General features: G+C 73.7%; 23 protein-coding genes. 8 read left to right on the top strand and 15 right to left on the bottom strand.

Annotation, left to right across the window (positions count from 1 at the left end; all coding sequences use genetic code 11):
- Positions 1-13: 13 nt before the first annotated feature.
- The 8 genes from pafA to arc form a co-directional block, all read right to left on the bottom strand.
- Positions 14-1,372 carry a Pup--protein ligase gene (gene pafA, locus Sya03_RS20125; RefSeq protein WP_203939892.1) on the bottom strand — a complete coding sequence of 453 codons (1,359 nt, stop codon included), beginning with the start codon at positions 1,370-1,372 and terminating at the stop codon, positions 14-16.
- A 320-nt stretch (positions 1,373-1,692) separates the two neighbouring features.
- Positions 1,693-2,514 carry a proteasome subunit alpha gene (gene prcA, locus Sya03_RS20120; RefSeq protein ID WP_203939891.1) on the bottom strand — a complete coding sequence of 274 codons (822 nt, stop codon included), beginning with the start codon at positions 2,512-2,514 and terminating at the stop codon, positions 1,693-1,695.
- A gap of 53 nt (positions 2,515-2,567) precedes the next feature.
- Positions 2,568-3,407 (bottom strand): proteasome subunit beta, encoded by an 840-nt coding sequence (gene prcB / locus Sya03_RS20115; RefSeq protein ID WP_203939890.1) that lies wholly within the window; start codon positions 3,405-3,407, stop codon positions 2,568-2,570.
- Entirely contained in the window at positions 3,326-4,009 is a 684-nt protein-coding gene (locus Sya03_RS20110; RefSeq protein WP_203939889.1) for an endonuclease VII domain-containing protein, read from the bottom strand. The genes prcB and Sya03_RS20110 overlap by 82 nt, the downstream gene beginning before the upstream one ends.
- A 5-nt stretch (positions 4,010-4,014) precedes the next feature.
- On the bottom strand, positions 4,015-4,230 hold the full coding sequence (locus Sya03_RS20105) for a ubiquitin-like protein Pup (protein ID WP_203939888.1): 216 nt from the start codon (positions 4,228-4,230) through the stop codon (positions 4,015-4,017).
- A 113-nt stretch (positions 4,231-4,343) separates the two neighbouring features.
- The gene (dop, locus tag Sya03_RS20100; protein ID WP_343949910.1) at positions 4,344-5,861 is read right to left on the bottom strand and encodes a depupylase/deamidase Dop; all 1,518 of its coding nucleotides are present in this window, start codon (positions 5,859-5,861) and stop codon (positions 4,344-4,346) included.
- Positions 5,862-6,036: 175 nt separating this feature from the next.
- On the bottom strand, positions 6,037-7,428 hold the full coding sequence (locus Sya03_RS20095) for an acyltransferase family protein (RefSeq protein WP_203939887.1): 1,392 nt from the start codon (positions 7,426-7,428) through the stop codon (positions 6,037-6,039).
- 128 nt (positions 7,429-7,556) lie between these two features.
- Positions 7,557-9,338, bottom strand: a complete 1,782-nt coding sequence (arc, locus tag Sya03_RS20090; RefSeq protein ID WP_203939886.1) for a proteasome ATPase — start codon at positions 9,336-9,338, stop codon at positions 7,557-7,559.
- 220 nt (positions 9,339-9,558) lie between these two features.
- Between arc and Sya03_RS20085 the strand changes: the two genes are divergently transcribed.
- Positions 9,559-9,846, top strand: coding sequence for a ferredoxin (locus Sya03_RS20085; protein WP_203940040.1), 288 nt, complete (start codon positions 9,559-9,561; stop codon positions 9,844-9,846).
- A 19-nt stretch (positions 9,847-9,865) separates the two neighbouring features.
- Here Sya03_RS20085 and Sya03_RS20080 read toward each other — a convergent pair whose 3' ends face one another.
- The 3 genes from Sya03_RS20080 to Sya03_RS20070 all read right to left on the bottom strand — a co-directional run bounded on the left by Sya03_RS20080 (position 9,866) and on the right by Sya03_RS20070 (position 12,676).
- On the bottom strand, positions 9,866-10,453 hold the full coding sequence (locus Sya03_RS20080) for a hypothetical protein (protein WP_203939885.1): 588 nt from the start codon (positions 10,451-10,453) through the stop codon (positions 9,866-9,868).
- Between the two features lie 105 nt (positions 10,454-10,558).
- On the bottom strand, positions 10,559-11,545 hold the full coding sequence (locus Sya03_RS20075; protein WP_239107707.1) for a tRNA (adenine-N1)-methyltransferase: 987 nt from the start codon (positions 11,543-11,545) through the stop codon (positions 10,559-10,561).
- Between the two features lie 30 nt (positions 11,546-11,575).
- On the bottom strand, positions 11,576-12,676 hold the full coding sequence (locus tag Sya03_RS20070) for a M50 family metallopeptidase (protein ID WP_203940038.1): 1,101 nt from the start codon (positions 12,674-12,676) through the stop codon (positions 11,576-11,578).
- 558 nt (positions 12,677-13,234) lie between these two features.
- Here Sya03_RS20070 and Sya03_RS20065 point away from each other — a divergent pair.
- From Sya03_RS20065 to Sya03_RS20045, 5 genes are all read left to right on the top strand, one after another.
- Positions 13,235-14,344 (top strand): RecB family exonuclease, encoded by a 1,110-nt coding sequence (locus Sya03_RS20065; protein WP_203940037.1) that lies wholly within the window; start codon positions 13,235-13,237, stop codon positions 14,342-14,344.
- 85 nt (positions 14,345-14,429) lie between these two features.
- Positions 14,430-15,713, top strand: coding sequence for a sensor histidine kinase (locus Sya03_RS20060; RefSeq protein ID WP_239107706.1), 1,284 nt, complete (start codon positions 14,430-14,432; stop codon positions 15,711-15,713).
- 38 nt (positions 15,714-15,751) lie between these two features.
- A complete protein-coding gene (locus Sya03_RS20055; protein ID WP_239107705.1) occupies positions 15,752-16,423 on the top strand; it encodes a response regulator in 672 nt (223 codons plus the stop codon).
- Positions 16,424-16,584: 161 nt separating this feature from the next.
- On the top strand, positions 16,585-17,340 hold the full coding sequence (locus tag Sya03_RS20050; protein WP_203939884.1) for an ABC transporter ATP-binding protein: 756 nt from the start codon (positions 16,585-16,587) through the stop codon (positions 17,338-17,340).
- Positions 17,340-19,880 carry an ABC transporter permease gene (locus Sya03_RS20045; protein WP_203939883.1) on the top strand — a complete coding sequence of 847 codons (2,541 nt, stop codon included), beginning with the start codon at positions 17,340-17,342 and terminating at the stop codon, positions 19,878-19,880. The genes Sya03_RS20050 and Sya03_RS20045 overlap by 1 nt, the downstream gene beginning before the upstream one ends.
- 23 nt (positions 19,881-19,903) lie before the next feature.
- Here Sya03_RS20045 and Sya03_RS20040 read toward each other — a convergent pair whose 3' ends face one another.
- The 3 genes from Sya03_RS20040 to Sya03_RS20030 form a co-directional block, all read right to left on the bottom strand.
- Positions 19,904-20,551, bottom strand: coding sequence for an HAD family hydrolase (locus tag Sya03_RS20040; RefSeq protein WP_203940034.1), 648 nt, complete (start codon positions 20,549-20,551; stop codon positions 19,904-19,906).
- A 105-nt stretch (positions 20,552-20,656) separates the two neighbouring features.
- Positions 20,657-21,409, bottom strand: coding sequence for a neutral zinc metallopeptidase (locus Sya03_RS20035; protein ID WP_203939882.1), 753 nt, complete (start codon positions 21,407-21,409; stop codon positions 20,657-20,659).
- 75 nt (positions 21,410-21,484) lie between these two features.
- Positions 21,485-21,889, bottom strand: coding sequence for a DUF3224 domain-containing protein (locus tag Sya03_RS20030; protein ID WP_203939881.1), 405 nt, complete (start codon positions 21,887-21,889; stop codon positions 21,485-21,487).
- Between the two features lie 103 nt (positions 21,890-21,992).
- On the opposite strand from Sya03_RS20030, the gene Sya03_RS20025 reads away from it, so the two are divergent.
- On the top strand, positions 21,993-22,973 hold the full coding sequence (locus Sya03_RS20025) for an aldo/keto reductase (RefSeq protein ID WP_203939880.1): 981 nt from the start codon (positions 21,993-21,995) through the stop codon (positions 22,971-22,973).
- A 23-nt stretch (positions 22,974-22,996) separates the two neighbouring features.
- Positions 22,997-23,734 carry a YqjF family protein gene (locus tag Sya03_RS20020; RefSeq protein ID WP_203939879.1) on the top strand — a complete coding sequence of 246 codons (738 nt, stop codon included), beginning with the start codon at positions 22,997-22,999 and terminating at the stop codon, positions 23,732-23,734.
- A 4-nt stretch (positions 23,735-23,738) separates the two neighbouring features.
- On the opposite strand, the gene Sya03_RS20015 is transcribed toward Sya03_RS20020, so the two are convergent.
- Positions 23,739-24,638 carry a serine hydrolase domain-containing protein gene (locus tag Sya03_RS20015; RefSeq protein ID WP_203939878.1) on the bottom strand — a complete coding sequence of 300 codons (900 nt, stop codon included), beginning with the start codon at positions 24,636-24,638 and terminating at the stop codon, positions 23,739-23,741.
- Positions 24,639-24,686: the final 48 nt, after the last annotated feature.

Below are 24,686 nucleotides of genomic sequence, written 5' to 3'. Positions count from 1 at the left end.
CCGGAACCCTATGTCACATGCTCGCGATGAGCCGCTCCACCCGCTCGTCGTAGGCGCGGAACGGGTCCTTGCACAGCACGGTGCGCTGCGCCTGGTCGTTCAGCTTCAGGTGCACCCAGTCGACGGTGAAGTCGCGGCGCTTCTCCTGGGCGTGCCGGATGAACTCGCCGCGCAGCCGCGCCCGGGTGGTCTGCGGCGGCGTCTCCTTCGCCTCGAAGATCTGCAGGTCGTTGGCGATGCGGTCGACCTGCTTGCGCTTCTCCATCAGCGCGTACAGGCCGCGGCCGCGGCGCACGTCGTGGTACGCCAGGTCGAGCTGGGCGATGCGCGGGTGCGACAGGCTCATGTCGTGCTTGGCCTGGTACCGCTCGATCAGCTTCAGCTTCGACACCCAGTCGATCTCGCGGGACACCGGGTCCAGGTCGCCGCTCTCGACGGCCGCGAGGACCCGCCCCCACAGCTCCACGACCCGCTTCGCCGTCGGGTCGGCGCCGCGCCGCTCGACGAACTCGGTCGCCTTCGCCAGGTACTCCTGCTGGATCTCCAGCGCGGAGATCTCCTTGTTGTTCGCCAGCCGGATCTTGCGCCGCCCGGTGACGTCGTGCGACACCTCGCGGATCGCCCGGATCGGGTTCTCCAGCGTCAGGTCCCGCATGACCACGCCGGCCTCGATCATCCGCAGCACGATGTCGGCCGAGCCGACCTTCAGCAGCGTGGTGACCTCGTTCATGTTGGAGTCGCCGACGATGACGTGCAGCCGGCGGTAGCGCTCCGCGTCGGCGTGCGGCTCGTCGCGCGTGTTGATGATCGGGCGGCTGCGCGTCGTCGCGCTGGAGACGCCCTCCCAGATGTGCTCGGCGCGCTGCGACAGGCAGAACACCGCGCCGCGCGGGGTCTGCAGCACCTTGCCCGCCCCGCAGATCAGCTGCCGGGTGACCAGGAACGGGATCAGCACGTCGGCCAGCCGGCCGAACTCGCCGTGCCGGCTCACCAGGTAGTTCTCGTGGCAGCCGTAGGAGTTGCCGGCCGAGTCGGTGTTGTTCTTGAACAGGTAGATCTCGCCCGCGATGCCCTCGTCGTGCAGGCGCTTCTCAGCGTCGACGAGCAGGCCCTCGAGGATGCGCTCGCCGGCGCGGTCGTGGGCCACCAGGTCGGCGACGTTGTCGCACTCGGGGGTCGCGTACTCGGGGTGGGAACCGACGTCCAGGTACAGCCGGGCCCCGTTGCGCAGGAAGACGTTGCTGGACCGTCCCCATGACACCACGCGGCGGAACAGGTAGCGGGCCACCTCGTCCGGCGACAGCCGCCGCTGACCGCGGTAGGTGCATGTGACGCCGTACTCGGTCTCGAGACCGAAGATTCGCCGTTCCATGACGAAACACTAGCCGCCCGGAAGGGGTCAGCGGCAGTCACAGAGCCGCATGATCGCTTACAGGAGTGTCATTTTCTCCGCACGCTGCGTGGCGGCCGCGGCGCGCCGCCGGGTCGGTTGCCCCTCGACAACGACCGTGAGCAGCCAGGACTCCGCCCGGCAGGCGTCCCGCACACGCCCCGGGCCGCCGCCGGCCGCCGGCCGCCGGTGCCCACCTGGCGGAACGCCGTCCCGGACGCGCGACGGCCCGCGGCGCCGGGGTCCGTCGATCCCCCGGCCGCCGCGGGCCGCCCGCCCGTCGCCCGGTCAGCTCTACGGGGTCAGCTCTTCGGGAAGTCCTCGTTCGCCTGGTCCTCCAGGTCCGCCGAGGCCGCCGACACCGTCGGCTTGCCCTCCGGCGGCGCCGGGGTCTTCGCCGGCTCGTCCGGGGCCTCCGCCGCCGTCGCGTCGCCGCCCAGCAGGCTCGTCAGCGCCGCCCCGCTGATGCGGCGGAACGTGCGCCCGGTGCGCTTGCGGTCGAGGAACGCCACCTCGAGCTGGTCCGGGCCCAGCGTGCGGGTGGCGCCGTTCTCGCCGCCGACGCTGCCCAGCGCCTCCACGGCCAGCCGCAGCGCGTCCGCCAGCGACGCCGACTCGGAGTGCCGGGAGCGCAGCACGCCCGAGATGGCCTCGGCCTGCCCGCCCATCGCCATGAAGCCCGGCTCGTCCTGCACGGAACCGTCGTAGGTGATCCGGTACAGCTCGTCCGTGCCGACCGCCGGGCCCACCTGGGCCACGCAGATCTCCACCTCGTACGGCTTCTGCGTCTCGGTGAAGATCGCGCCCAGCGTCTGCGTGTACGCGTTGGCCAGGCCGCGGCCGGTCACGTCGCGCCGGTCGTAGCTGTAGCCGTTCAGGTCGGCCATCCGCACGCCGGCCCGGCGCAGGTTCTCGAACTCGTTGTACCGGCCGACGGCGGCGAAGCCGATGCGGTCGTAGATCTCGCTGATCTTGCGCAGCGTGGTGAGGTTCTCGGCGACGAACAGCACGCCGCCCTCGTAGGTGAGCACCACGGCGCTGCGGCCGCGGGCGATGCCCTTGCGGGCGTACTCCGAGCGGTCCCGCTGGACCTGCTCGGGCGATGCGTAGAACTGCATGGCCACGGTGGGCTACTCCTTCGACGACGACGACCGGCGGGGCGACAACGGCACGGAACTCAGCCGCCCGGGTTCTCCATGCGGGCGGCCACGACGGCCTCGGCGACGGCCGTCACCTCCGCGTCGGTCAGCCGGTGGGTGCCCTCGGCGGTGGCCGACATGACCACCGGGTAGATCTTGCGGGTCAGGTCCGGGCCGCCCGTCGCGGTGTCGTCGTCGGCGGCGTCGTACAGCGCCTCGACGGCCAGCCGGATCGCGTCCGCCGTGGACAGCCCCGCCCGGTACCGCTTCTTCAGCGCCGACTTCGCGAACAGCGAACCCGAGCCGATCGCGTCGTAGCCGGTCTCCTCGTAGAGCCCACCCGCCACGTCGAAGCTGAAGATGCGGCCCGTCTTCGCCGGGTCGGCCGCCGCCAGGTCGAAGCCCGCGAACAGCGGCACCACCGCGAGCCCCTGCATGGCCGCGCCGAGGTTGCCGCGCACCATGCCAGCCAGGCGGTTCGCCTTGCCGTCCAGCGACAGCGCGATGCCCTCGATCTTCTCGTAGTGCTCCAGCTCGACCTGGAACAGCCGCATCAGCTCGATGCCGATGCCGGCCGTTCCGGCGATGCCGATGAGCGAGTGCGCGTCGGCGGGGTGCACCTTCTCGATGTCCCGGCTGGCGATGAGGTTGCCCATGGTGGCCCGCCGGTCGCCGGCCATCACCACGCCCTCCGCGGTGACGATCGCGACGATCGTCGTGGCGTGCGGCGCCAGGTCGGCCGACATGCCCACCGGCAGGGGGCGCCGCCCGGGCAGCAGCTCGGGCATGGCCTGGGTCAGGAACTGCGTGAAGGAGGACGTCCCCGCATTGGTGAACACATCTGGAAGACGCCCGGATGGATCAAAACCCGCTGCCACGTGGTTCCCTTCAGATATGTGAGCGCCTCGCCGAGCAGGCCGGGGTCGTCCCGGAACTGGCCGAGGCCGCCGTTGCAGTTGAAGCACAGTATCCCGCGCACCCACCCGGTGCGATGATCGTGATCGACGTGTTCCGGGTCCGGCCGGCCGCAGATCGCGCAGCGCCCGCCCTGGGCCTCCAGGAGCTCGTCGACCTCGACCTGGCCGATGCCGTAGCGGCGGCGCAGGTGGTACTCCCGCGACCCGCCGTGCAGCCGTTGCTTGGACTCACGGCCCCGGGCGTTGTGGCACGGCAGGCAGTAGGTGTGGATGCCGCTCGCCCGGGCCTTCGTCCGGGCCTTCGTCCGGGCGAACTCGGACAGCGGCTTGGTCGTGCGGCAGTCCGGGCACCATTTCGTGCCCTCCCCCGCCGGCTCCGGCCGGCGGGGCCGCGGCGCGATGCCGCGGCGCCGACGGCTGGCCTCCGACCGCTCAGCCGCGCAGGCCTTGCAGTAGAAGGCCAGCCCGTCGGGTCGGCGGGCGTTGCGGTGGAACGCGGTGGCCGGCAGCGCGCGGCCACACTGGGGGCAGAGCTTGACGTCCGATCCCCGCGAAACGGACATATGCCCTACTGACCCCCTTTCTGTACATAGCCCCTCACGAACTCTTCGGCGTTCTCCTCGAGGACGGAGTCGATCTCGTCGAGCAGGTCGTCGACATCCTCGGTGATCTCGGCGTGCCGCTCGGCCACCTCGGGGTTCGCCTCGGTGGTGACGTCCTCGACCTCTTCGCTGCTGCGCGACTTTCCGGACTGCGACTGGCCGCCGGTGTCTCGGGTTGCCATCCCTGCCCCCTCCTCCAACATCGGGTTGGGGAAAACCTACCTCGCGGTTACGACGAAACGACCCGCCGCGACGGTGATTTCGCGCGGCGGGTCGCACGGACCGTCGTCGTGGATCACCCGGCGGTGATGACCTCGAGGAGGTCCTTGGCGCTCGGGCACTTGTCGAACAGGGCGCCGACGTGCTTCTTCGTGCCCCGCTCGGGCTCCATCATCGGCACCCGGACCAGCGACTCGCGGCCGACGTCGAAGATGACCGAGTCCCAGCTGGCGGCGACGACCTCGCTGGCGTACTGGGCGAGGCAGCGGCCGCGGAAGTAGGCGCGGGTGTCCTCCGGCGGCTCCGTCATGGCGCGGCGGGTCTCGTCGTCGGTCAGCAGCGTCTTCATGGAGCCGCGGCTGACCAGGCGGTGGTAGAGGCCCTTCTCCTTGCGCACGTCGGAGTACTGCAGGTCGACGAGCTGCAGCTTGTGCGAGCCCCAGCCCAGGTTCTCCCGGTCCCGGTAGCCCTCCAGCAGGCGCAGCTTGGCGACCCAGTCGAGCTCGTCGGCGCAGGAGAACGGGTCGTCGCCGAGCTTGGTGAGGATCGTCTCCCAGCGCTGGAGCACGTCCGCGGTCTGGTCGTCGGTGTCGGCGCCGTAGCGCTGCTCGACGAACTCGCGGGCCCGCTCGTAGTACGCCCACTGCAGGTCGAGGGCGGTGAGCTTGCGGCCGTCGCGCAGCCGCATGAGGTGCTTGAGCGACGGGTCGTGGCTGACGTTCTTGAGCTCGCTGACCGGGTCGGCGATGCCGAGCTCGCCGGTGAGCACCTTCTCCTCGATCATGGCGAGCACGAGGGCGGTGGTGCCGACCTTGAGGTACGTGGAGATCTCGGACAGGTTGGCGTCGCCGATGATGACGTGCAGCCGGCGGTACTTGTCGGCGTCGGCGTGCGGCTCGTCGCGGGTGTTGATGATCGGGCGCTTGAGGGTCGTCTCGAGGCCGACCTCGACCTCGAAGAAGTCCGCGCGCTGGCTGATCTGGAAGCCGCTGCCCGAGCCGTCCTGGCCGATGCCGACGCGGCCGGCGCCGCAGACGATCTGGCGGGTCACGAAGAACGGCGTGAGGTGCGCGACGATGTCCGCGAACGGGGTCTGGCGGCGCATCAGGTAGTTCTCGTGCGCGCCGTAGCTGGCGCCCTTGTTGTCGGTGTTGTTCTTGTACAGGTGGATCGGGTGCGTGCCGGGGATCGTGGCGGCGCGCCGGGACGCCTCGGCCATGATCAGCTCGCCGGCCTTGTCCCAGCGCACGATGTCCATCGGCGTGGTGACCTCGGGCGTCGAGTACTCGGGGTGGGCGTGGTCGACGTAGAGCCGCGCGCCGTTGGTGAGGATGACGTTGGCCAGGCCGAGGTCCTCGTCGGCCAGGGCCTCGGCGGGGTCGTAGGCGGCGCCCGAGTAGGTGAAGCCGCGCGCGTCGCGCAGCGGCGACTCCTCCTCGTAGTCCCAGCGCGCCCGTCCGCCGCGGTTGAGCTCGGGCCGGGCGCCGTAGGCGTTGACGACCTGAGACGAGGTCACCATCGGGTTGGCACCGGCCTGGCCGGGCACCGAGATGCCGTACTCGACTTCGGTCCCCATGATCCGTCGTACGCTCATGCCGCCGCTCCGCTGCGCTCCGCGGCGCCATGAGGCACCGCCGCGCTGAGTCCCCTGATTCGCTCGCTGCGCTCGCTCATGCTTCTTAGCCTCCGCTCGCCGGTACGTCGAGCCTAGTCCGGATCGCGGGGCGATTTCGCGCGGGCCGTGGCGGCCGTGCCACGGTGCGTGCCGGTCAGACCCGGCTACGCAGGTCGCGGGGCTGCGCCTCGGTGCGCGCCGTCGGCACCTCGGGGGCCGCCGGCCCGGCGGGGGTACGCACGCAGCGGTCGGCGGGCAGCCGCGCGTCGAGCCACACCGACACCCGCTTGCCGAGGCGCTGGCCGGGGCGCTCGACGAGGTGGTAGGCCGCCCACGCGGCCAGCAGGGTGGCGGCGAGGTAGACGGCGCCGACGGCGAGCTGGCCGGCGAACGGGTAGTCGTCGGCGCCCGGCCACAGCTCCGGCAGGGTCACCCGGACGAGCGGGTGCAGCAGGTAGATCGAGTAGCTGACCCGGCCCAGCCACGCCAGCCAGGTTGGCACACGCCGGTGCCGCAGGGCGAAACCGAGCGCGAACGTGGCGACGACGGCGAGCAGGGTGGTGCAGGTGATCAGGCGCAGCCCCATGGCCTGCTCGGCGGTCTGCCACTGCTGCGGGGTGTGCACCCAGTCGACGGCGAGCTGCACGGCCAGCACGGTGCCGAGCACGGCGGCGGCGGCGCGGCGGCTCATCCGGCCGTGATGGGCGGCGTAGACGACGGTGCCGGCCAGCATGACGGTGAGGAACGACAGGGCCCGCCAGGAGCCGGCGGGGGCGTGGCTGTCGGGGGCGGCGGCGCCGTTGAGGGCGGGCAGCAGCAGCATCCCGACGCCGGCCGCGGCGGCGGCCACGGCGGCGGAGCGGCGACCGCTGACGTACGCGGCGACGGAGCCGGCCAGCACGAGCGTGACGGCGACGGCGGCGGCGGTGACGTGCTGCAGGTCGTCCCCGCTGAGCAGGTCCCGCGGCAGGAACCGGCCGGCGACGAGGCAGAACACGGCCAGGCCGATGGCCCACCAGGCGATGCGGCGGTGCCAGCCGAGCACGAACAGCCCGGAGATGACCAGGTAGAACACCATCTCGTAGGACAGCGTCCAGAACACGTTGACGAGGCTGGGGACGCCGAGCAGCTCCTGCAGCATGGTGGCGTGGCCGAGGACGGCGGCGACCGGCTCGTCGCGGAAGTAGCGGCTGAGCGGGCGGACGCCGGCGGCGATGACGACCAGCATGAGCACGGCGGTGAGCAGCAGCGCCGGGTAGATGCGGAAGATCCGGCCGACCCAGAAGCGGCGCAGGCTGCCGTAGCGCTCCAGCGACATCATGATCACGTAGCCGCTGACGAGGAAGAACAGCAGCACGCCGTAGCGGCCGAGGTCGAGTCGGCCGGCGAAGACCAGGTCGTACGGCTTGTCCAGCACGTACGTCTGCAGGTGGAAGTAGGCCACGACGAGGGCGGCGAAGCCGCGCAGGGCGTCGAGCCACGCCATCCGGGCGACGGGGCGGGCGGGTGCGGCGGCGGCCGTGTCCTGGGCGGTGGCGGAGGTCATGGCGTCCCTACTGTGTCAGCAGTTCGGCCGTTTCGGCCGGTACGCCCCCCTTAACCGCGTATCGGCGTGTTCCGTTACGTGAAACGGGGCGGCGTGCCGCAGCACACCGCCCCGCCTCGCTCGGTCTGTTACAGGTACTGGCCCGTGTTGCTGGCCGTCTCGATGGACCGGCCGGCCTCGGTGCCCTTGCCGCCGGAGACCAGCGTGCGGATGTAGACGATCCGCTCGCCCTTCTTGCCGGAGATGCGGGCCCAGTCGTCCGGGTTGGTGGTGTTCGGCAGGTCCTCGTTCTCGCGGAACTCGTCGACGCACGAGTCCAGCAGGTGCTGGAGCCGCAGGCCCTTGCGTCCTGAGGTGAGGAACTCCTTGATGGCCATCTTCTTGCCGCGGTCGACGATGTTCTGGATCATCGCGCCGGAGTTGAAGTCCTTGAAGTACATGACTTCCTTGTCACCGTTGGCGTAGGTGACCTCGAGGAAGCGGTTCTCCTCGATCTCCGAGTACATGCGCAGGACCACGGCCTCGATCATGGCCGCCACCGTGGCGTCCTTGTCGCCGCCGTGCTCGGCCACGTCGTCCTCGGAGAGCGGCAGGCCGGCCAGGATGTACTTGGCGAAGATGTCCTTGGCCGCCTCGGCGTCCGGACGCTCGATCTTGATCTTGACGTCGAGCCGGCCCGGCCGCAGGATCGCCGGGTCGATCATGTCCTCGCGGTTCGAGGCGCCGATGACGATGACGTTCTCCAGACCCTCGACGCCGTCGATCTCGCTGAGGAGCTGGGGGACGATCGTGTTCTCCACGTCCGAGCTGACGCCCGAGCCGCGGGTGCGGAAGATCGAGTCCATCTCGTCGAAGAACACGATGACCGGCGTGCCCTCGCCGGCCTTCTCGCGCGCCCGCTGGAAGACCAGGCGGATGTGCCGCTCGGTCTCACCCACGTACTTGTTGAGCAGCTCCGGGCCCTTGATGTTCAGGAAGAAGCTGGTGTGCTTCTCCTTGCCCTGCCGCTCGGCGATCTTCTTGGCCAGCGAGTTCGCCACCGCCTTGGCGATGAGCGTCTTGCCGCAGCCGGGCGGGCCGTAGAGCAGGATGCCCTTCGGCGGGCGGAGCTGGTGCTCACGGAACAGGTCGGCGTGCAGGAACGGCAGCTCCACCGCGTCGCGGATCTGCTCGATCTGCGAGTGCAGGCCACCGATGTCGGAGTAGTCGACGTCCGGCACCTCTTCGAGGACGAGCTCCTCGACCTCGCTCTTCGGGATGCGCTCGTACGCGTACGCCGACCGCGACTCGATCATGAGCGAGTCGCCGGCCCGCAGCACCGAGCCGATGAGGCTCTCGGCGAGGTGCACGATGCGCTCCTCGTCGGCGTGCGAGACGACCAGGGCGCGGTCACCGGGACCGCCGTCCGGGTTCTCGAGGATCTCCTTCAGCAGGACGACCTCGCCGACCCGCTCGTAACCGAACGCGTCGACCACGTTGAGCGCGTCGTTGAGCAGGACTTCCTGCCCACGCTGCAGCTCGTCGACCTCGAGCGACGGGGACACCGCCACCCTCAGCTTGCGGCCGCCCGTGAAGACGTCGACACTGCCGTCCTCGTGCTTGGCCAGGAAGACGCCGTAGCCGCTGGGCGGCTGGGCGAGGCGGTCAATCTCTTCCTTGAGAGTGACGATCTGCGTCCGGGCCTCTTTCAAGGTGGCCACGAGACGCTCGTTGTTCTCGGACAGCCGCGCCAGCTGCGCCTGCGTCGCCGCGAGCCGCTCCTCGAGCTGCCGGACGTGTCGGGGGCTTTCGGTCAGCTTGCGCCGCACCAGTGCGAGTTCCTCCTGGAGGAACGCCACCTGGCTGGAGAGATCGTTGGCTTCCTTCTCCCAACGTGCGGCTCGTGAATCCGCCTCGTCGTTGCGTGCCACGTCCCACCTCCCCGGGGGCTCGAACGTTCTTCTGACAACCCTAACCGCTGTGACGGCGTTTTCATCCGTCGCAACGCCCTCGTCATCGACTCTTGATCGTTGCGGGCCGCCGGAACCGGCCGTGTGCCGGACGGCACAGGCCGCCCGGCCGATGGCGTCCGGTACCGTCGTGGGCGGGGAACGACCGTGATCGCGCAGCGTATGGAGGTGGGCCGTGACGATCTCGACCGAAACGGACGAACTCTCGGTCTGGGTGGATCAGGACCTGTGCACCGGTGACGGTCTGTGCGTGCAGTACGCGCCCGAGGTCTTCGAGTTCGACATCGACGGGCTGGCCTACGTCAAGGGCCCCGACGGCGAGCTGCGGCAGCTGCCCGGCGAGCGCGTCGACGTGCCGGTGCACCTGCGGCTCGAGGTCATCGACGCGGCCAAGGAGTGCCCCGGCGAGTGCATCCACGTGCGGCGCAACGCCGACGACGCGCCCGTCGCCGGCCCCGGCGCCGACTGACCCGCCGTGCCGGCCCGGCCTACAGGGTCGGCCGGCCCACCAGCGACGCCACCACCCGGGAGAAGTCCTCCAGCCGGGCGATCTGGCCCGCTCCCCCGTCGTCGAGCGTCTTGCCGAAGCGCAGCGCGTCGTGGCGCAGCACCGACCGCGACTCGTCCTCGCCCACGCCGGGCGGCACCGGCGCGTCGTCGACCGAGCTGAGCAGCAGGTAGACGTCGATGCTGTCGACCTGGACCTTGCCGCCCGGGGTGCGCGACAGCCGGCGGCGGCAGCCCACCTCGGTGACCGTGGACAGCGGCACCACCCGCAGCGACGACGTCATCGCCCCGACCGGGCCGTCGCCGGGCGCCACGTCCTCGCCGTGCCACAGCACCAGCCGGCTGCCGTCGCACACGACGACCTCCTGCCAGACGCCGTTGACCTCGTTGACGAAGCGCTCCAGCGTGAACGTCAGCACGGCCGCGCCGCGCAGCACCCCGAACAGCGAGTCCAGGGCGACCTCGGGGTCGCGCAGGTACGCCCGGGCGGCGGAGTCCAGGTCCTGGTACGGCGACCAGTCCGGGAACACCGCCGGCATGTCGCCACCGCCGAACGGCGGTGAGCTCATCGCGCCCACACTCGTCCCTTCGCTGTGGGAGTCGCCCGCCACCCCAGCGGAACGACACCCGTCGAACACCCGGCTCCGGACGCTACCGGATGGTACGTACCCCGGTCATTCCGCCGGGGCGGCCGAATCGACGCTCGTGGTGCCGGAACCGGGCAGACCGGACGCCGCGTCCGCCGCGTCCGGCGCCCCGGCCGCCAGCGCCGCACGGGCCGCGCGCTGCAGTTTGTACGCCTCGGCGCCCTTCGACGGCTTGCGCCGGCGCGGCGGCGCCACCACACCCGGCGCCAGCTTGCGCGCCGAGACCAGGAACGCGGTGTGGGCGATCATCCGGTGGTCCGGGCGCACCGCCAGGCCGTCGGCGTGCCAGTCGCGCACCAGCGACTCCCACGCCCGCGGCTCGGTCCATCCGCCGCGCTCGCGCAGCGCCTCCACCAGCTCCGACAGCTGCGGGGTGGTGGCCACGTACCCGATGAAGACGCCGCCCGGCACCAGCGCCCGCTCCACCATGCCGAGCGCCTCCCACGGCGTCAGCATGTCCAGCACGATCCGGTCGAAGCCGGTGCCGGTGGCGTCCGCGACGTCGCCCACGTGCAGGTGCCACGCCGGGTGCGGGCCGCCGAAGAACGCCTCGACGTTCTTGCGCGCGATCGCCGCGAAGTCCTCGCGCAGCTCGTAGCTGTGCAGCTCGCCGCCCGCGCCGACCGCCCGCAGCAGCGAGCAGGTCAGCGCGCCCGACCCGACGCCCGCCTCCAGCACCTTCGCGCCGGGGAACACGTCGCCCATCGCGACGATCTGCGCCGCGTCCTTCGGATAGATCACCTGCGCGCCGCGCGGCATGGACAGCACGTAGTCCGACAGCAGCGGCCGCAGCGCCAGGTACGCGGTGCCGCCGCTGGACGTCACGACGCTGCCGTCCGGCAGCCCGATCAGCGCGTCGTGCGCCAGCGCGCCGCGGTGCGTGTGGAACTCCTTGCCCGGTTCCAGCACGACCGTGTGCATCCGGCCCTTCGGGTCGGTCAGCTGCACCCGGTCGCCGGTGCGGAACGGCCCCCGGTGGGCGGGCACGGCGGTCTCGGGCAGGGTGTCGGTCACGGAGCTCACTTCCGGGTTCGGGGGTACGGGTCAGCGGGCGCGGCGGCCGGGCTCCAGGACCTCGGCGAGGTCGGCCACGTGCAGCACGCCCACGACATCCTCGCCTGCCGTCACCAGGTACTGCGCACCCGGGTGCGCCTGCACCGCCTTGACCACCTGCTCACCGCTCAGCCCCGCCGGCAGCGCGGGCAGCCCGGCCACGCTGCGGGCGACGCTGTCCACGCTCACCCACGGGCGCCGGTCCGCCGGCACCGCGGCCGCCGCCGCCCGGTCGACCAGGGCGACCAGCCGGCCGGACGCGTCCGCGATGCCCAGCGCCGGCCCCGCCGGCACGGCGCCGCGCGGCCGCCGGCCGCGCCGGGCCTCCGGCGGCGGGGCGGCGTCGGCGTGCCGGCGCTGCGCCTCCGCCAGCGGGGTGCCCGACGGCACGCTCAGCACCGGCCGGGCCAGCTCGTCCACCTTCACCAGCGGGAACCGGCTGCTCATCCGGCCGAGCCGGATCGACTGCGTCGCCCCCTGGTACAGCGTGAACGTCACCAGCAGCAGGAACACCAGCCCGAACACCGTCAGGTAGCCGTGCGCGGTCGCTAGCACCACCGAGAACGCGGTGCCCGCGGCGAGCACCCGGCCCGCCCAGCCCGCCACCACGGTGGCCCGGTGCCGGTCCTTCGTCGCCGCCCACACCGCCGCCCGCAACGCCCGCCCGCCGTCCAGCGGCAACCCCGGCAGCACGTTGAACACCGCCACCACGATGTTGCCCAGCGCCAGCTGGAACGCCAGCTGATCGGCCAGCGTCCGGTCCGGCAGCACCGCAGCCGCGACCGCCGCGAACCCGCCCAGCACCGCCGACACCGCCGGGCCCGCCAGCGACACCAGCAGGTCCACCCGGGCGCTGGGGGCGTCACGATCCATCTCCGTGTACCCGCCGAGCAGCTCCAGCGTGATGCCCCGCACCCCGATGCCGTACCGGCGGGCGGTCAGCGCGTGCCCCAGCTCGTGCAGCAGCACCGACCCCAGCAGCAGGACGACGAACAGCAGGCCCAGCGCGTAGCCCACCGCCGGGGCCAGGTCGAGGGTGCGCTGCGCGAACTGGCCGTAGATCAGCGTCACCACACCGGCCAGCAGCAGCATCGAGGCCCGCGCGAACACCGGGATGCCGAGGACGCGCGCCAGGGGCCGCGGCCCGCGGCGCGTCGGGGGCGCCGGCGGCGCGCTCTCGCTCACGGCGTCGATGCTACTGATCGCACCTGAGCGGACCGTGCGCACGTTTTGTCGGACCCCTGCCCTACGGTGGTCGCCATGACGGCACCCGCAGTGACTGAGCCCGACCCGGCCGCCGCAGCCGCCGCCCCGGTCGCCGCCCCTCGCGGCGCGCCTGTCGGAGTGGCCGGCGGGGAGCTGGACAGGGCTGCCGGCGGCGAGCCGGGTGGGGCTGCCGGCGGGGAGCCGGTTCGATCCGGCGGCGGGGAGCCGGGCGCGGAGCCCGGCGGGGAGCCGGGCGGGGAGCCGGGCGGGGCTGCCGGCGGCGAGCCGGTTCCATCCGGCGGTGGGGAGCCGGGCGCGACCGTCGGCGGCGAGCCGGGTGCGACCGTCGGCGGCGAGCCGGGTGGGGTCGCCGGAAGCGAGCCGGTTCACGGGGCCGGCGGCGAGGCCGGCGAGGCCGCGGGTGAGCGGCCGCGGGGGCCGTCGCTGTCGCCGTCGCGGGCCGCCGACTTCAAGACGTGCCCGCTGCTCTACCGCTTCCGCAGCATCGACCGGCTGCCCGAGCGGCCGACCGCCGACCAGCTGCGCGGCACCCTCGTCCACGCGGTCCTGGAGCGGTTGTTCGACCTGCCCGCGGCCGAGCGCACCCCCGAGGCGGCGGCCGCGCTGGTCGCGCCGCAGTGGGCGGAGCTGCTGGAGCGCGAGCCCGCCCTGGCGCAGATCTTCGAGCCGGCCCCGGCGGGCCGCCCGGCCGGCGAGCTGGCCGAGGCCGGCCCCACCGGCGAGGCCGGGCGGCCGGGCGGCGAGACCGGGCGGCCGGGCGGCGAGCCCGCGGTGGCGGGCGTGGGCGGCAAGGCCGCGGCAGCCGGCCCCGGCGGCGGGGCCGCCCAAGCCACCCAGGCCGCCCAAGCCGGCGCGGCCGGCGCGGCCGGCGCGGCCGGCGGTGTGCCGGTGCAGACCGCCATCGACGTCGAGATCACCGGGGCCGGCGAGGACCGGGTCGGGGCGTTCCTCGCCTCGGCGAGCGGCCTGCTCGGCGGGTACTTCCGGGTGGAGGACCCGACGCGGCTGGAGCCCGCGGAGCGGGAGAGCCTGGTGTCCACCTTGGTCGACGACGAGCTGACGATCCGGGGCTACATCGACCGGCTCGACGTCTCCCCCGCGGGCGACCTGCGGGTGGTCGACTACAAGACGGGCGGGGCGCCGCGGGAGGCGTTCGAGGCGCGGGCGTTGTTCCAGCTGAAGTTCTACGCGCTGGTGCTGTGGCGGACCCGCGGGGTGGTGCCGCGGGTGCTGCGGCTGCTGTACCTGAAGGACGCCGAGGTGTGCGACTACTCCCCCGACGCCGAGGAGCTGGAGCGGTTCGAGCGCACGGTCGTCGCGCTGTGGCGGGCCATCGAGCAGGCGACGGCGGCGCAGGACTTCCGGCCGAAGCCGAGCCGGTTGTGCGGGTGGTGCAGTCACCAGGCGCTGTGCCCGGCGTACGGGGGCACGCCGCCGCCGTTCCCGCAGCGGCCGGCGCCGTCGGACAGCCCGGCGGACGCGGCGGCCGACGCGGCGGAGACGGTCGGCGCGGGGGCGCGGGAGATGACCTGAGGGGGTGCGTCCTCCTCCTCGCGGACGAGGCGTTCTCCGCGCCGGTGACGAATCCGCGCCGCGCGGGCCGGGTTAGCGTCGTGGGATGAGCGTCCCGCTGATCGTGCCCGGCACCGCCGAGGCGGCCGGGGCCGCCGGCGAGGCGCCGCGCGGCCGGGCCGGCGCGGTGTGGGCGTGGCTGGTGGCGCGGCGGCGGGCGCTGGCGTTCGACGGGGCGTTGTTCGCGGGCGTCGTGGTGGTCGAGATGCTGTTGAACGCCGTGATGCCGCGCAGCATGTGGGTCGGCGGGTTCTGGAGCATGACGCTGTTCAGCGCGGTGTGCGCGCTGCCGGTGCTGATCCGCCGGGTGGCGATGCGCACGGCGGCGGCGGGCTGCCTGGCGGTGCTGGTGGCGGCGGTGTGGCTGGACCACTACCCGCTCAGCCACGTGATCAGTTTCGTGGTGGTGACGTACACGGTGGCGGCCGGGTCGCTGCTGTGGCCGGCGGTGGCGACCACGGCGGCGCTGTGGGTGCCGGTGCTGATCCTCAACCTGCTGTCGCCGCCGGGCGAGACGATCGGCGACATGACGCCCGAGGTGCAGCGGGTGTACGTGGTGCTGAACAACGTGTTCGCGGGGCTGGTCCCGTTCTTCCTGGGGCGGTTCGTGGGGCACCGGCGGGACACGGCGCTGGGCGCCGAGCGGCGGGCCCGGGCGGCGGAGATCAACCAGGCGGCTCTGGCGGCGCAGGCGGTGGCGGACGAGCGGCGGCGCATCGCGCGGGAGCTGCACGACGTGGTGGCGCACCACATGAGCGTCATCGGGGTGCTGGCGACCGGGGCGCGGCGGGTGCTGGACCGCGACCCGGCGGCGGCGGACGAGGCGCTGCACACGATCGAGGACACGAGCCGCAGCACGTTGCGGGAGATGCGCCGGCTGCTGAGCGTGCTGCGCACCGACGAGGAGCCGGGCGCGGACCTGACCCCGCAGCCGGGCCTGGCGGGCATCGAGCAGCTGGTGGAGCAGGTGCGCGAGGCGGGCCTGCCGGTGCGGCTCAGCGTGGACGGCCCGCCGGTGGACCTGGACCAGGGGGTGGCGCTGACGGTGTACCGGATCGTGCAGGAGGCGCTGACGAACACCCTGAAGCACGCCGGGGTGGCGGTGGCGTCGGTGGAGCTGCGGTTCCGGCCGGACGGGCTGACCGTCGAGGTGGGCGACAACGGCCGCGGCCCGGTGAAGGGCGCCGACCGCGGGGTGGGGCACGGCCTGGTGGGCATGCGGGAGCGGATCGCCCTGTACGGGGGTTCGCTGCGCACCGGCCCGCGCCCCGGCGGCGGGTACTGCGTGCACGCCACGATCCCGGCCGACCAGCTGACGGCCGCGCCCTGACTAAGCTGGCGCCGACCGCCGACACATCTGGAGTTTTCGTGACCGAACGGCCCGTGCGCATCCTGCTCGCCGACGACCAGCCCCTGCTGCGCACCGGCTTCCGGATGGTGCTGGGCGGCGAGCCCGACCTCGACATCGTCGGCGAGGCGGGCGACGGCGCGGAGGCGGTGGAGCTGGCCCGGCGGCTGCTGCCGGACGTGGTGCTGATGGACATCCGGATGCCCCGGCTGGACGGGGTGGCGGCGACCCGGGCGATCGTGGACGCCCGGCTGCCGGTGCGGGTGCTGATCCTGACGACGTTCGACCTGGACGAGTACGTGGTGGGGGCGTTGCGCGCCGGGGCGAGCGGCTTCCTGGCCAAGGACGTGCCGGCCGACGACCTGGTGACCGCCATCCGCACGGTGGCCGCGGGCGAGGCGGTGGTGGCGCCGCGCATCCTGAAGCGGCTGCTGGACCGGTTCGCCGACACCCTGCCCGACCTGGACGCGACGCCGCCGCGCGCCCTGGACACCCTGACCGAGCGGGAGCGCGAGGTGCTGGTGCAGGTGGCGCGCGGGTTGTCCAACGCGGAGATCGCCAAGGCGCTGACGGTGAGCGAGACGACGGTGAAGACGCACGTCGGGCACGTGCTGGGCAAGCTGGGTCTGCGCGACCGGGTGCAGGCGGTGGTGCTGGCGTACGAGAGCGGGCTGGTGCGGCCGGGCAGCTGATCGGGGGCAACCCTGAGAGGACGCCCGGGGTCACCCGCAGCGCGAATTCCGCCTCGGCTCCGCCCTCGGGCGGACGTGCCGGGCGCGTCGCGCCCCGACGATGAGACGGCCGGCCGGAGAGTGCTCCGCGCCGGACCATTTCTCGCGAGGGGGAGCTCGACGTGACGGCACAATCGCAGGCGGCCGCGGCACGCGCCGACGACGTCTGGAAGGTCTACGGGACGGGCGAGGCGGGGGTCACCGCGCTGCGCGGCGTCAGCCTGAGCGTCGGGCGGGGGCGGTTCACCGCGATCATGGGCCCGTCGGGCAGCGGGAAGTCGACGCTGATGCACTGCCTGGCCGGCCTGGACACGGTGACCCGCGGCGAGGTGTTCGTCGGCGACACCCGGGTGAGCGGGCTGGGCGACAAGGCGCTGACCCGGCTGCGCCGCGACAAGATCGGCTTCATCTTCCAGCAGTTCAACCTGCTGCCGACACTGACCGCCGAGGAGAACATCCGGCTGCCGCTGGACATCGCCGGGCGCAAGGCGGACCCGCAGTGGTGGGACACCGTCATCGCCACCGTCGGGCTGGCGGACCGGCTGCGGCACCGGCCGGCGCAGCTGTCCGGCGGCCAGCAGCAGCGCGTCGCGTGCGCGCGGGCGCTGGTCGGCCGCCCCGAGGTGATCTTCGCCGACGAGCCGACCGGCAACCTGGACTCGCGCTCGGGCGCGGAGGTGCTGGGCTTCCTGCGCGACAGCGTCCGCGCGCACGGCCAGACCATCGTGATGGTCACGCACGACCCGGTCGCGGCGAGCTACGCGGACCGGGTGGTGTTCCTCGCCGACGGCGCGCTCGTGTCCGAGCTGGACGACCCGACCGCCGAGGACGTGCTGGACACGATGAAGCACCTCGACGTCCTGGTGGGGGCGGCCTGATGTTGCGGGCGACCCTGAAGAGCCTGCTGGCCCGCAAGCTGCGGCTGGTGCTGTCCGGCCTGGCGGTGGTGCTGGGCGTGATGTTCGTGTCGGGTTCGTTCGTGCTGACGGACACGCTGAGCCGCTCGTTCGACAAGGTGTTCGGCGACGTGTACGCGCTGACCGACGTCGGCGTGTCCGCGGCGCCCAAGCTGGACGTCGGCGAGATGGACGGCGAGACGGCCCCGGCGACGCTGCCCGCGGCAGTGGTGGAGCGGGTCCGGGCGGTGCCGGGGGTGGCGTCGGCGACCGGGCTGGTCGCCGCCGACGGCGCCCGGGTCATCGGCGCCGACGGCAAGGTGCTGCAGTCGTTCGGGCCGCCGCGCCTGGGCGAGAACTGGACCGGCGAGAACGAGCTGCTGCAGCTGCGCAGCGGGCGCGGCCCGCAGGCCGACGACGAGATCGCCCTGAACGCCGACGCGGCCGCCCGGGCGGGACTCGCGGTCGGCGACTCCGTGGGCGTGCTGACGCTGGCGCCCAAGCAGCAGTTCACGCTGGTCGGCACGTTCGGCTACAGCGGCGGGCGGGACAGCCTGGGCGGCTCGCAGGAGGTCATGTTCACCACGCCGGTGGCGCAGCGGCTGATGCTCGGCGAGCCGGGGGTGTTCACCGAGATCACGGTGACGGCCGCGGACGGGGTGGCGCCGGCGGAGCTGCGCGACGACATCGCGGCGGCGCTGGGCGCCGGCTTCCAGGTGCGCACCGGCGAGCAGCTCGCCGAGGACTCCGCGGCCGGGCTGCAGGAGGGGCTGTCGTTCTTCACCCGGATCCTGCTCGGCTTCGCCGCCGTCGCCCTGTTCGTCGGCATCTTCCTCATCCTCAACACGTTCTCGATCATCGTGGCGCAGCGGACCCGCGAGCTGGCGCTGCTGCGCGCGCTCGGCGCGAACCGCCGCCAGGTGATCGGGTCGGTGCTGGTGGAGGCGCTGGTCATCGGATTCGTCGCGGCGATCCTGGGGCTGGCGGCCGGCGTGGGCGCGGGCGCCGCGCTGGCGTGGGCGTTCGGCACGTTCGGCGCGGGCGGCCTGCAGCTGGCGGGCGTCGGCCTGCCGATGAGCGCCGTCGTCAGCGCGTTCGCCGTCGGCGTGGTCGTCACCGTGGTGGCGGCGGTGCTGCCGGCGATCCGCGCCTCCCGCATCCCGCCGGTGGCGGCGCTGCAGGAGGTGGCGACGCCCGACCGGCCGCTCACCGCGATCAGTGTGGCGGGCGCGCTCGTCACGGCCGCCGGCGGCGCCGGGCTCGCGCTGGGCATGGCGCAGGAGTCGCTGACGCTGCTGTTCGGCGGCGTGCTGACCGTGTTCATCGGGGTGGCGCTGCTGACGCCGCTGGTCAGCCGGCCGGTCGTGGGCGCGCTCGGGCGCCTGTTCGCCTGGTCGGTGCCGGGCCGGCTGGGCCGGCTCAACTCCGGCCGCAACCCGCGCCGGACCGCGATCACCGCCGCCGCCCTGATGGTCGGCATCGCGCTGGTCACCGGCGTCACCGTCGTCATGGACTCGGCCAAGAGCAGCCTGGCCGCGCAGGCCGAGGACGCCATCAAGGCGGAGGTCATGATCTCCGGGGAGCAGACCGGGCCGCGGCCGCCGACGTTCGACGCGGCCGTGCTGGAGCGGGCGGCGGCGGTCCCGGGCGTGCGGGCGGTGGCCGGCGTCTGGAACGACGTGGCGGAGGTCGGCGGCGAGCTGCAGTACGTCAACGCCGCCGACGACCTGGCCCGCCTGGCCGACGTGTACGGGGCGACCGCCGCCACCGGCTCACTGGCCACGCTGCGGCCCGACCAGGCGGTGCTGAGCACCGACGAGGCCGCCGAGCGCGGGCTGGCCGTGGGCGCGACGATGACGGTGCAGCTGGCGAAGGGCGAGGAGCGCACGTACACGGTGGCGGGCACGTACGCCGACGGTGACCTGCCGGGGTCGATCCTGCTGCCCGCGGCGGCGGCGGCCGACTTCGGCATCGCGCAGCCGGTGCTCGGCTTCGTGCGGCTGGCCGACGGCGCGACGGTGGCCTCGGTGCTGCCGGCGGTGTCGGCGCTGGTCGCGGACAGCCCGGAGGTGTCGGCGATCGACCGCAGCGCGTTCATCGAGCAGCAGACCGCCGGCTTCGACCAGGTCATCACGATGATCCAGATCCTGCTGGGGCTGGCCATCCTCATCGCCGTGCTGGGCGTGGTCAACACGCTGGCGCTGTCGGTGCTGGAACGCACCCGGGAGCTGGGCCTGCTGCGGGCCGTCGGCCTGGGCCGGGCGCAGACCATGCGGATGATCACCGTCGAGGCGGTCGTCATCGCGGTGTTCGGGGCGCTGCTGGGCGTCGTCGTCGGCGCGGGTCTCGGCTGGGCGATGGTCGAGGGCCTGTCGTCGGAGGGCATCGACAAGCTGGTGCTGCCGTGGCAGCAGATGGGCGTCTACCTGGGGCTCGCCGCCCTGGTCGGCGTGGTGGCGGCGGTCGTGCCGTCGATCCGGGCGGCCCGGCTCAACGTGCTCGGGGCCATCGCCCACGAGTGACGGGCGGCGCGCGGCGGCGGCCCTCAGGCGGGGGCCGTCGCCGCCAGCCGCGCCAGGAACGCCAGGTCGACGCCGCGCAGGGAGTCGCGCTGGGTGACGCCGTCCAGCGGCGCCAGCGGCAGCTCGCACGGCACGGCCAGCACGGCGGCGCCGGAGGCGTGCGCGGACGCCACGCCGGTCGGCGAGTCCTCGATGGCGACGCAGCCGGCAATCGGCACGCCGAGCAGCTCGGCCGCGGTCAGGTACGGCGCCGGGTCGGGCTTGGCCCGGCTGACCTCGTCGCCGCACACCGTCACGTCGAAGCTGTCCCGGCCGAGGGTCTCCAGGGCCACCTCCACGAGCCGGCGGCCGGTGGAGGTGACCAGGGCGGCCGGCACGCCGGCGGCGCGCACCTCGGCGAGCAGCTCGCGGGCGCCTGGGCGCCACACCAGGCCGCTGCCGAACAGCTCGTACACCCGCTGCTCGATCCACACCACGTCGGGGCCGGGGTCGCGGTCCGGCTGGCCGAGGTCCTCGCGCAGGATGCGCATCGACTGGTCCATGCTGCTGCCGATCATGGCGAGCCGGGCCGGATGGGACAGCCGCCCGCCGGCGAGCGCCGCCAGCTCGTGCAGCGCCACGTCCCACACCTTCTCGCTGTCGACCAGCGTGCCGTCCATGTCGAACAGCACCGCCGCCGGCTGCCGGTCCACCCGTGTACCGCCCCTCATCGCTGTCGTGACGTCCTCCATCCTGCCCCGGCCCGGCGGGCCGGGCGGCAGGTTGTGACGCACGCGTCAGGTCAGGCCGCAGGGCTGCAGGCTGTCGTTGTAGCCGTTGGCGAACGCGGTGGTGCGCTGCTGGGCCGAGCCGTGCGAGCCCTCGGCGAACCACGGCTGGCCGGGCGCGTCCGCGACCGCGCGCAGCCCGGCGCGCAGTTCGTCGATGTCGCCGTCGGCCAGGCGCAGCGCCGGCCGCTCGCCGCGGGTGGAGTCACCGATGTACGCGCCGGCCATGCAGTCGGCCTGCAGCTCCTGCTGGATGGTGAACTCGGCGCGGATGCCCAGGCGGATCTGGATGGCGTGCGCGTACTCGTGGCCGAGCAGGTAGAACAGGAACGCGTCGCCGATCTCGCGGAACTGCGCGAACGCCCAGTTCTGGTCGTAGGCGATGAAGTCGCCCGCGGAGCAGTAGGCGGCGTTGTTGCGGCCCAGCGCCTGGCCGCCGCAGGCGATCTCGCCGTCCTCGCTGTACGGCACGACGGTCTCGACCGGCTGGAAGGCGATGCCGGACGCCTCCAGCTGCGCCCGCCAGTACTGCTCGGCGATGGCGGTGGCGGCGTCGATGTCCTCGCGGAACTCCTCGACCGTGTCGGTGCCGTCGACGTCGACGGTGCCGGTCGGCCGGGGCTGCGCGGTGGTGGGCAGGCGCCCGGCGGGACGGTCGGCGCCCTCGGTCTGCTCACCGGCGGGGGCGAGGAAGCACCCCGCGGTGACCAGGGCGGTGACGGCGCCGAGGACTCCGGCGGTGCGGCGGGCGCGCGCGGGCATGGGGGGACCCTCCCGGGGTTCGGCGGCACCGGGGCCGTGCCGCGCTCGCCCGTACGTTCCCCAACTTCCGGCGACTCACTCCGACGGGGCGAGCTCGTAGCGCAGGACGACGCGGGCGCCGGCGTCGTCGTGCCGGAACTCCACCGTGCCGGTGAGGCCGGCCAGCTCGCCGGTGCCGGTGCCGGGCACGACGACGCCGGGCGAGAAGTCCGCCGGCCCGGAGCCGGTGACCGCGCCGTGCGCCAGCACGAACGTGCCGGTGCGCCCGCCGAGCCGGCCGGTGACCCGCTCGACGGCGCTGTAGGCGATCTCCCCGGCCATGACCAGGTGCGCGACGGACGTGCCGGCGAGGTCGCCGGTGTAGGTCTTGTCCACCTGGGCGCGGGCGAGCGCCGGGCCGGCGACCGGGCCGTCGGCGGGGTTGTCGGCGGGGGTCTGGTCCCAGCGGGTGATCTGGAAGGCTGCGGTGATCTCGGGCATGGGCCCACCATCGCACCGGAGGCTGACAGGGTGCGTCAGGAATTGCCGGTGGGGCGGCATAGCGTAAGCGGGAGATTCGGACCCGCGAAGGGATCAACGGAGCATGAAGCACGTCAGGCTCGCCGGACTGGACGTCTCCCGCCTCGGCCTCGGCTGCATGGGCATGTCGGCCTTCTACTCGGGGGCGAACACGGACGACGCCGAGTCCGTCCGCACCATCCACCGCGCCCTCGACCTCGGCGTCACGTTCCTCGACACCGCCGAGATCTACGGCCCGTTCCGCAACGAGGAGCTGGTCGGGCGGGCCGTCCGGGGCCGCCGCGACGAGGTGGTGCTGGCCACCAAGTTCGGCCTGCTGTCGCACCCGGCCGGCGGCGCGGGCGCCGGCCGGCGCATCGACGGCAGCCCGGCCAACGTGCGCGCCGCGCTCGACGGCTCGCTGCGCCGGCTCGGCGTCGACCACGTCGACCTGTACTACCAGCACCGGATGGACCCGGCCGTGCCCGTGGAGGAGACGATGGGCGCGCTGGCCGAGCAGGTCGCCGCCGGCAAGATCCGGCACATCGGCCTGTCCGAGGCGTCCGCCGCCACGATCCGGCGCGCGCACGCCGTGCACCCCGTCACGGCCGTGCAGTCGGAGTACTCGCTGTGGACCCGCGACCCCGAGGCCGAGGTTCTGCCCGCGCTGCGCGAGCTGGGCATCGGGTTCGTGCCGTACTCCCCGCTGGGCCGCGGCTTCCTCACCGGGCAGCTGCGCTCGCTCGACCAGCTCGACGCCGACGACTTCCGGCGGCAGAACCCGCGCTTCGCCGAGGAGAACCTGGCGCACAACATCCGCATCGTCGAGGTGGTCGACGCGGTCGCCGCCGAGGCCGGGGCCACCCCGGCGCAGGTGGCGCTGGCCTGGCTGCTGTCCCGCGGCGACGACCTGGCCCCCATCCCCGGCACCAAGCGGGTCGCCCGGCTGGAGGAGAACGCCGCCGCCGACGCGCTGACGCTCACCGCGGAGCAGCTGGCCCGGCTGGACGCTGTGGAGGCGCCGAAGGGCGACCGCTACCCCGACATGTCCCAGGTCAACCGGTAGCGGGCGGCGCGCATGATGGTCGGGTGGAGATCGAGGCGGTCAGCGAGCTCACCACCCGGCCGGTGCGCCGGCCGTGGCTGGTGCAGCGCTGGGAGGATCTGGCGTTCCTGCACTGGCCCGTCGACCCGGCGCGGGTGGCGCCGCTGCTGCCGCCGGGCGTGCGGCCGGACACCCTGGACGGGGTCACCTACGCGGGGCTGATCGGCTTCCGGATGGTGGGGCTCGGCCCGCTGCGCGGGCCGGGCCTGCCGTACCTGGGCACGTTCTGCGAGACGAACGTCCGGCTGTACTCCGTGGACGACGCCGGGCGGCGGGCCGTGGTGTTCCGGTCGCTCGACGCGGCGCGGCTGCTGCCGGTGCTGGCCGCGCGGGCGCTGCTGCGGCTGCCGTACCTGTGGTCGCGGATGCGGCTGGACCGCGACGGCGACCGGATCACCTACGTCAACCGGCGGCGGTGGCCGGGCCCGCGCGGCGCGTTCAGCCGGATGACGATCCAGGTCGGCGCGCCGATCGAGCGGCCCACCGCGCTGGAGCACTTCCTGACCGCCCGGTGGGGCCTGCACACCCGGGCGTGGGGCCGCACCCTGCACCTGCCGAACGAGCACCCGCGCTGGCCGTTGCACCGGGCCACGCTGCTGCACCTCGACGACGAGCTGGTCGAGGCGGCCGGCCTGCCCGCGCCGGCCGGGCCGCCGGTGAGCGTGCTGTACTCCCCCGGCGTGCCGGTGACGTTCGGCGCCCCGTCGGTGGCGGCCCGCTGACCGGTCAGGCCAGCACCGGGATCAGCCGCTCGACGACCAGGTCGCGGGCCGAGCGCCAGCCGTCGCGCAGGGCGTCGGTCGGCGGCGGCCCGGGGTCGAAGCGGGGGTCGCCCGTCGTCACGACGACCGCGCGGGCGGCGGGCACGACCGTGATGGACTGCCCGGCCCAGCCGCCGGCGAAGTAGCCGTAGGAGTCGACCCACAGCAGGTAGCCGTAGGGCACGTTCTCGGGCGGGCCGCCCGGGTTCTGGGCGGTGGTCATCGCCCGCGCGAACGCCGGGTCCATGATCCCCTCGCCGCCGCGCAGCCACAGCTCGCCCAGCTCGGCCAGGTCGGCGGCGCCCAGGCGCAGGTGCCCGAAGCCGAGGTGGACGCCGTCGGAGTCGGCGGGCCAGTCCCACGCGGTGATGCCGAGCGGGTCGAACAGCCGGGTGGCCGCGTACCGCTCGACGGGCATGCGGGTGGCCTCGCGCAGGGCGGCGGCGAGCAGGTGCGCGGCGCCGTTGTCGTAGCGGAAGGTGACGCCCGGCTCGTCGAGGCGGGGCGCGGAGCGGATCCGGTCGAGCCGGCCCGACGACAGCGCCATCACCGCGTCGATCTCCCACGGGCCGTCGACGGCGCGGCCGCGGGTCATCGTCAGCAGCTGCCGCCAGGTGCAGTCGGCGCCGGGGGCGGCCGCGTCGAGGTCGGGCACGTAACCCTCGCGGACGGCGGCCCCGACCAGCGTGGCGATCACCGACTTCGTCAGCGAGAACGTGTCGGCGACGCGGGGCCCGCGGTAGTGCGCGTCGTGCACCACCCGGCCGCCCACCCGCACGAGCAGGTGCGACACGTGCGCGAAGGCGGGGTCGCCGTGCAGCTGCTCCTCGATGCCGGCGATGGCGGCGCGCAGGCGGGCGGTCACGGCCGGGCCGGCCCGCGCGCGGCAGTGGTCTGCGTCACGTCAGCATGA

Origin of the sequence: Spirilliplanes yamanashiensis, assembly GCF_016863475.1 — a bacterium.
Classification (GTDB): domain Bacteria; phylum Actinomycetota; class Actinomycetes; order Mycobacteriales; family Micromonosporaceae; genus Spirilliplanes; species Spirilliplanes yamanashiensis.
This window is presented reverse-complemented; position numbering and strand designations above follow the sequence as displayed.

What these genes read in the sequence shown, in the direction of transcription:
- Sya03_RS20045 (WP_203939883.1), top strand. Translation starts at nt 17,340, where the DNA reads ATGTTGCGGGCGACCCTGAAGAGCCTGCTGGCCCGCAAGCTGCGGCTG.
- Sya03_RS20035 (WP_203939882.1), bottom strand. Translation starts at nt 21,409, where the DNA reads ATGCCCGCGCGCGCCCGCCGCACCGCCGGAGTCCTCGGCGCCGTCACC.
- Sya03_RS20110 (WP_203939889.1), bottom strand. Translation starts at nt 4,009, where the DNA reads ATGTCCGTTTCGCGGGGATCGGACGTCAAGCTCTGCCCCCAGTGTGGC.
- Sya03_RS20070 (WP_203940038.1), bottom strand. Translation starts at nt 12,676, where the DNA reads ATGCTGCTGCTGGCCGGTGTGGTGACGCTGATCTACGGCCAGTTCGCG.
- Sya03_RS20060 (WP_239107706.1), top strand. Translation starts at nt 14,430, where the DNA reads ATGAGCGTCCCGCTGATCGTGCCCGGCACCGCCGAGGCGGCCGGGGCC.
- pafA (WP_203939892.1), bottom strand. Translation starts at nt 1,372, where the DNA reads ATGGAACGGCGAATCTTCGGTCTCGAGACCGAGTACGGCGTCACATGC.
- Sya03_RS20095 (WP_203939887.1), bottom strand. Translation starts at nt 7,428, where the DNA reads ATGACCTCCGCCACCGCCCAGGACACGGCCGCCGCCGCACCCGCCCGC.
- dop (WP_343949910.1), bottom strand. Translation starts at nt 5,861, where the DNA reads ATGAGCGTACGACGGATCATGGGGACCGAAGTCGAGTACGGCATCTCG.
- Sya03_RS20105 (WP_203939888.1), bottom strand. Translation starts at nt 4,230, where the DNA reads ATGGCAACCCGAGACACCGGCGGCCAGTCGCAGTCCGGAAAGTCGCGC.
- Sya03_RS20080 (WP_203939885.1), bottom strand. Translation starts at nt 10,453, where the DNA reads ATGAGCTCACCGCCGTTCGGCGGTGGCGACATGCCGGCGGTGTTCCCG.
- Sya03_RS20025 (WP_203939880.1), top strand. Translation starts at nt 21,993, where the DNA reads ATGAAGCACGTCAGGCTCGCCGGACTGGACGTCTCCCGCCTCGGCCTC.
- Sya03_RS20030 (WP_203939881.1), bottom strand. Translation starts at nt 21,889, where the DNA reads ATGCCCGAGATCACCGCAGCCTTCCAGATCACCCGCTGGGACCAGACC.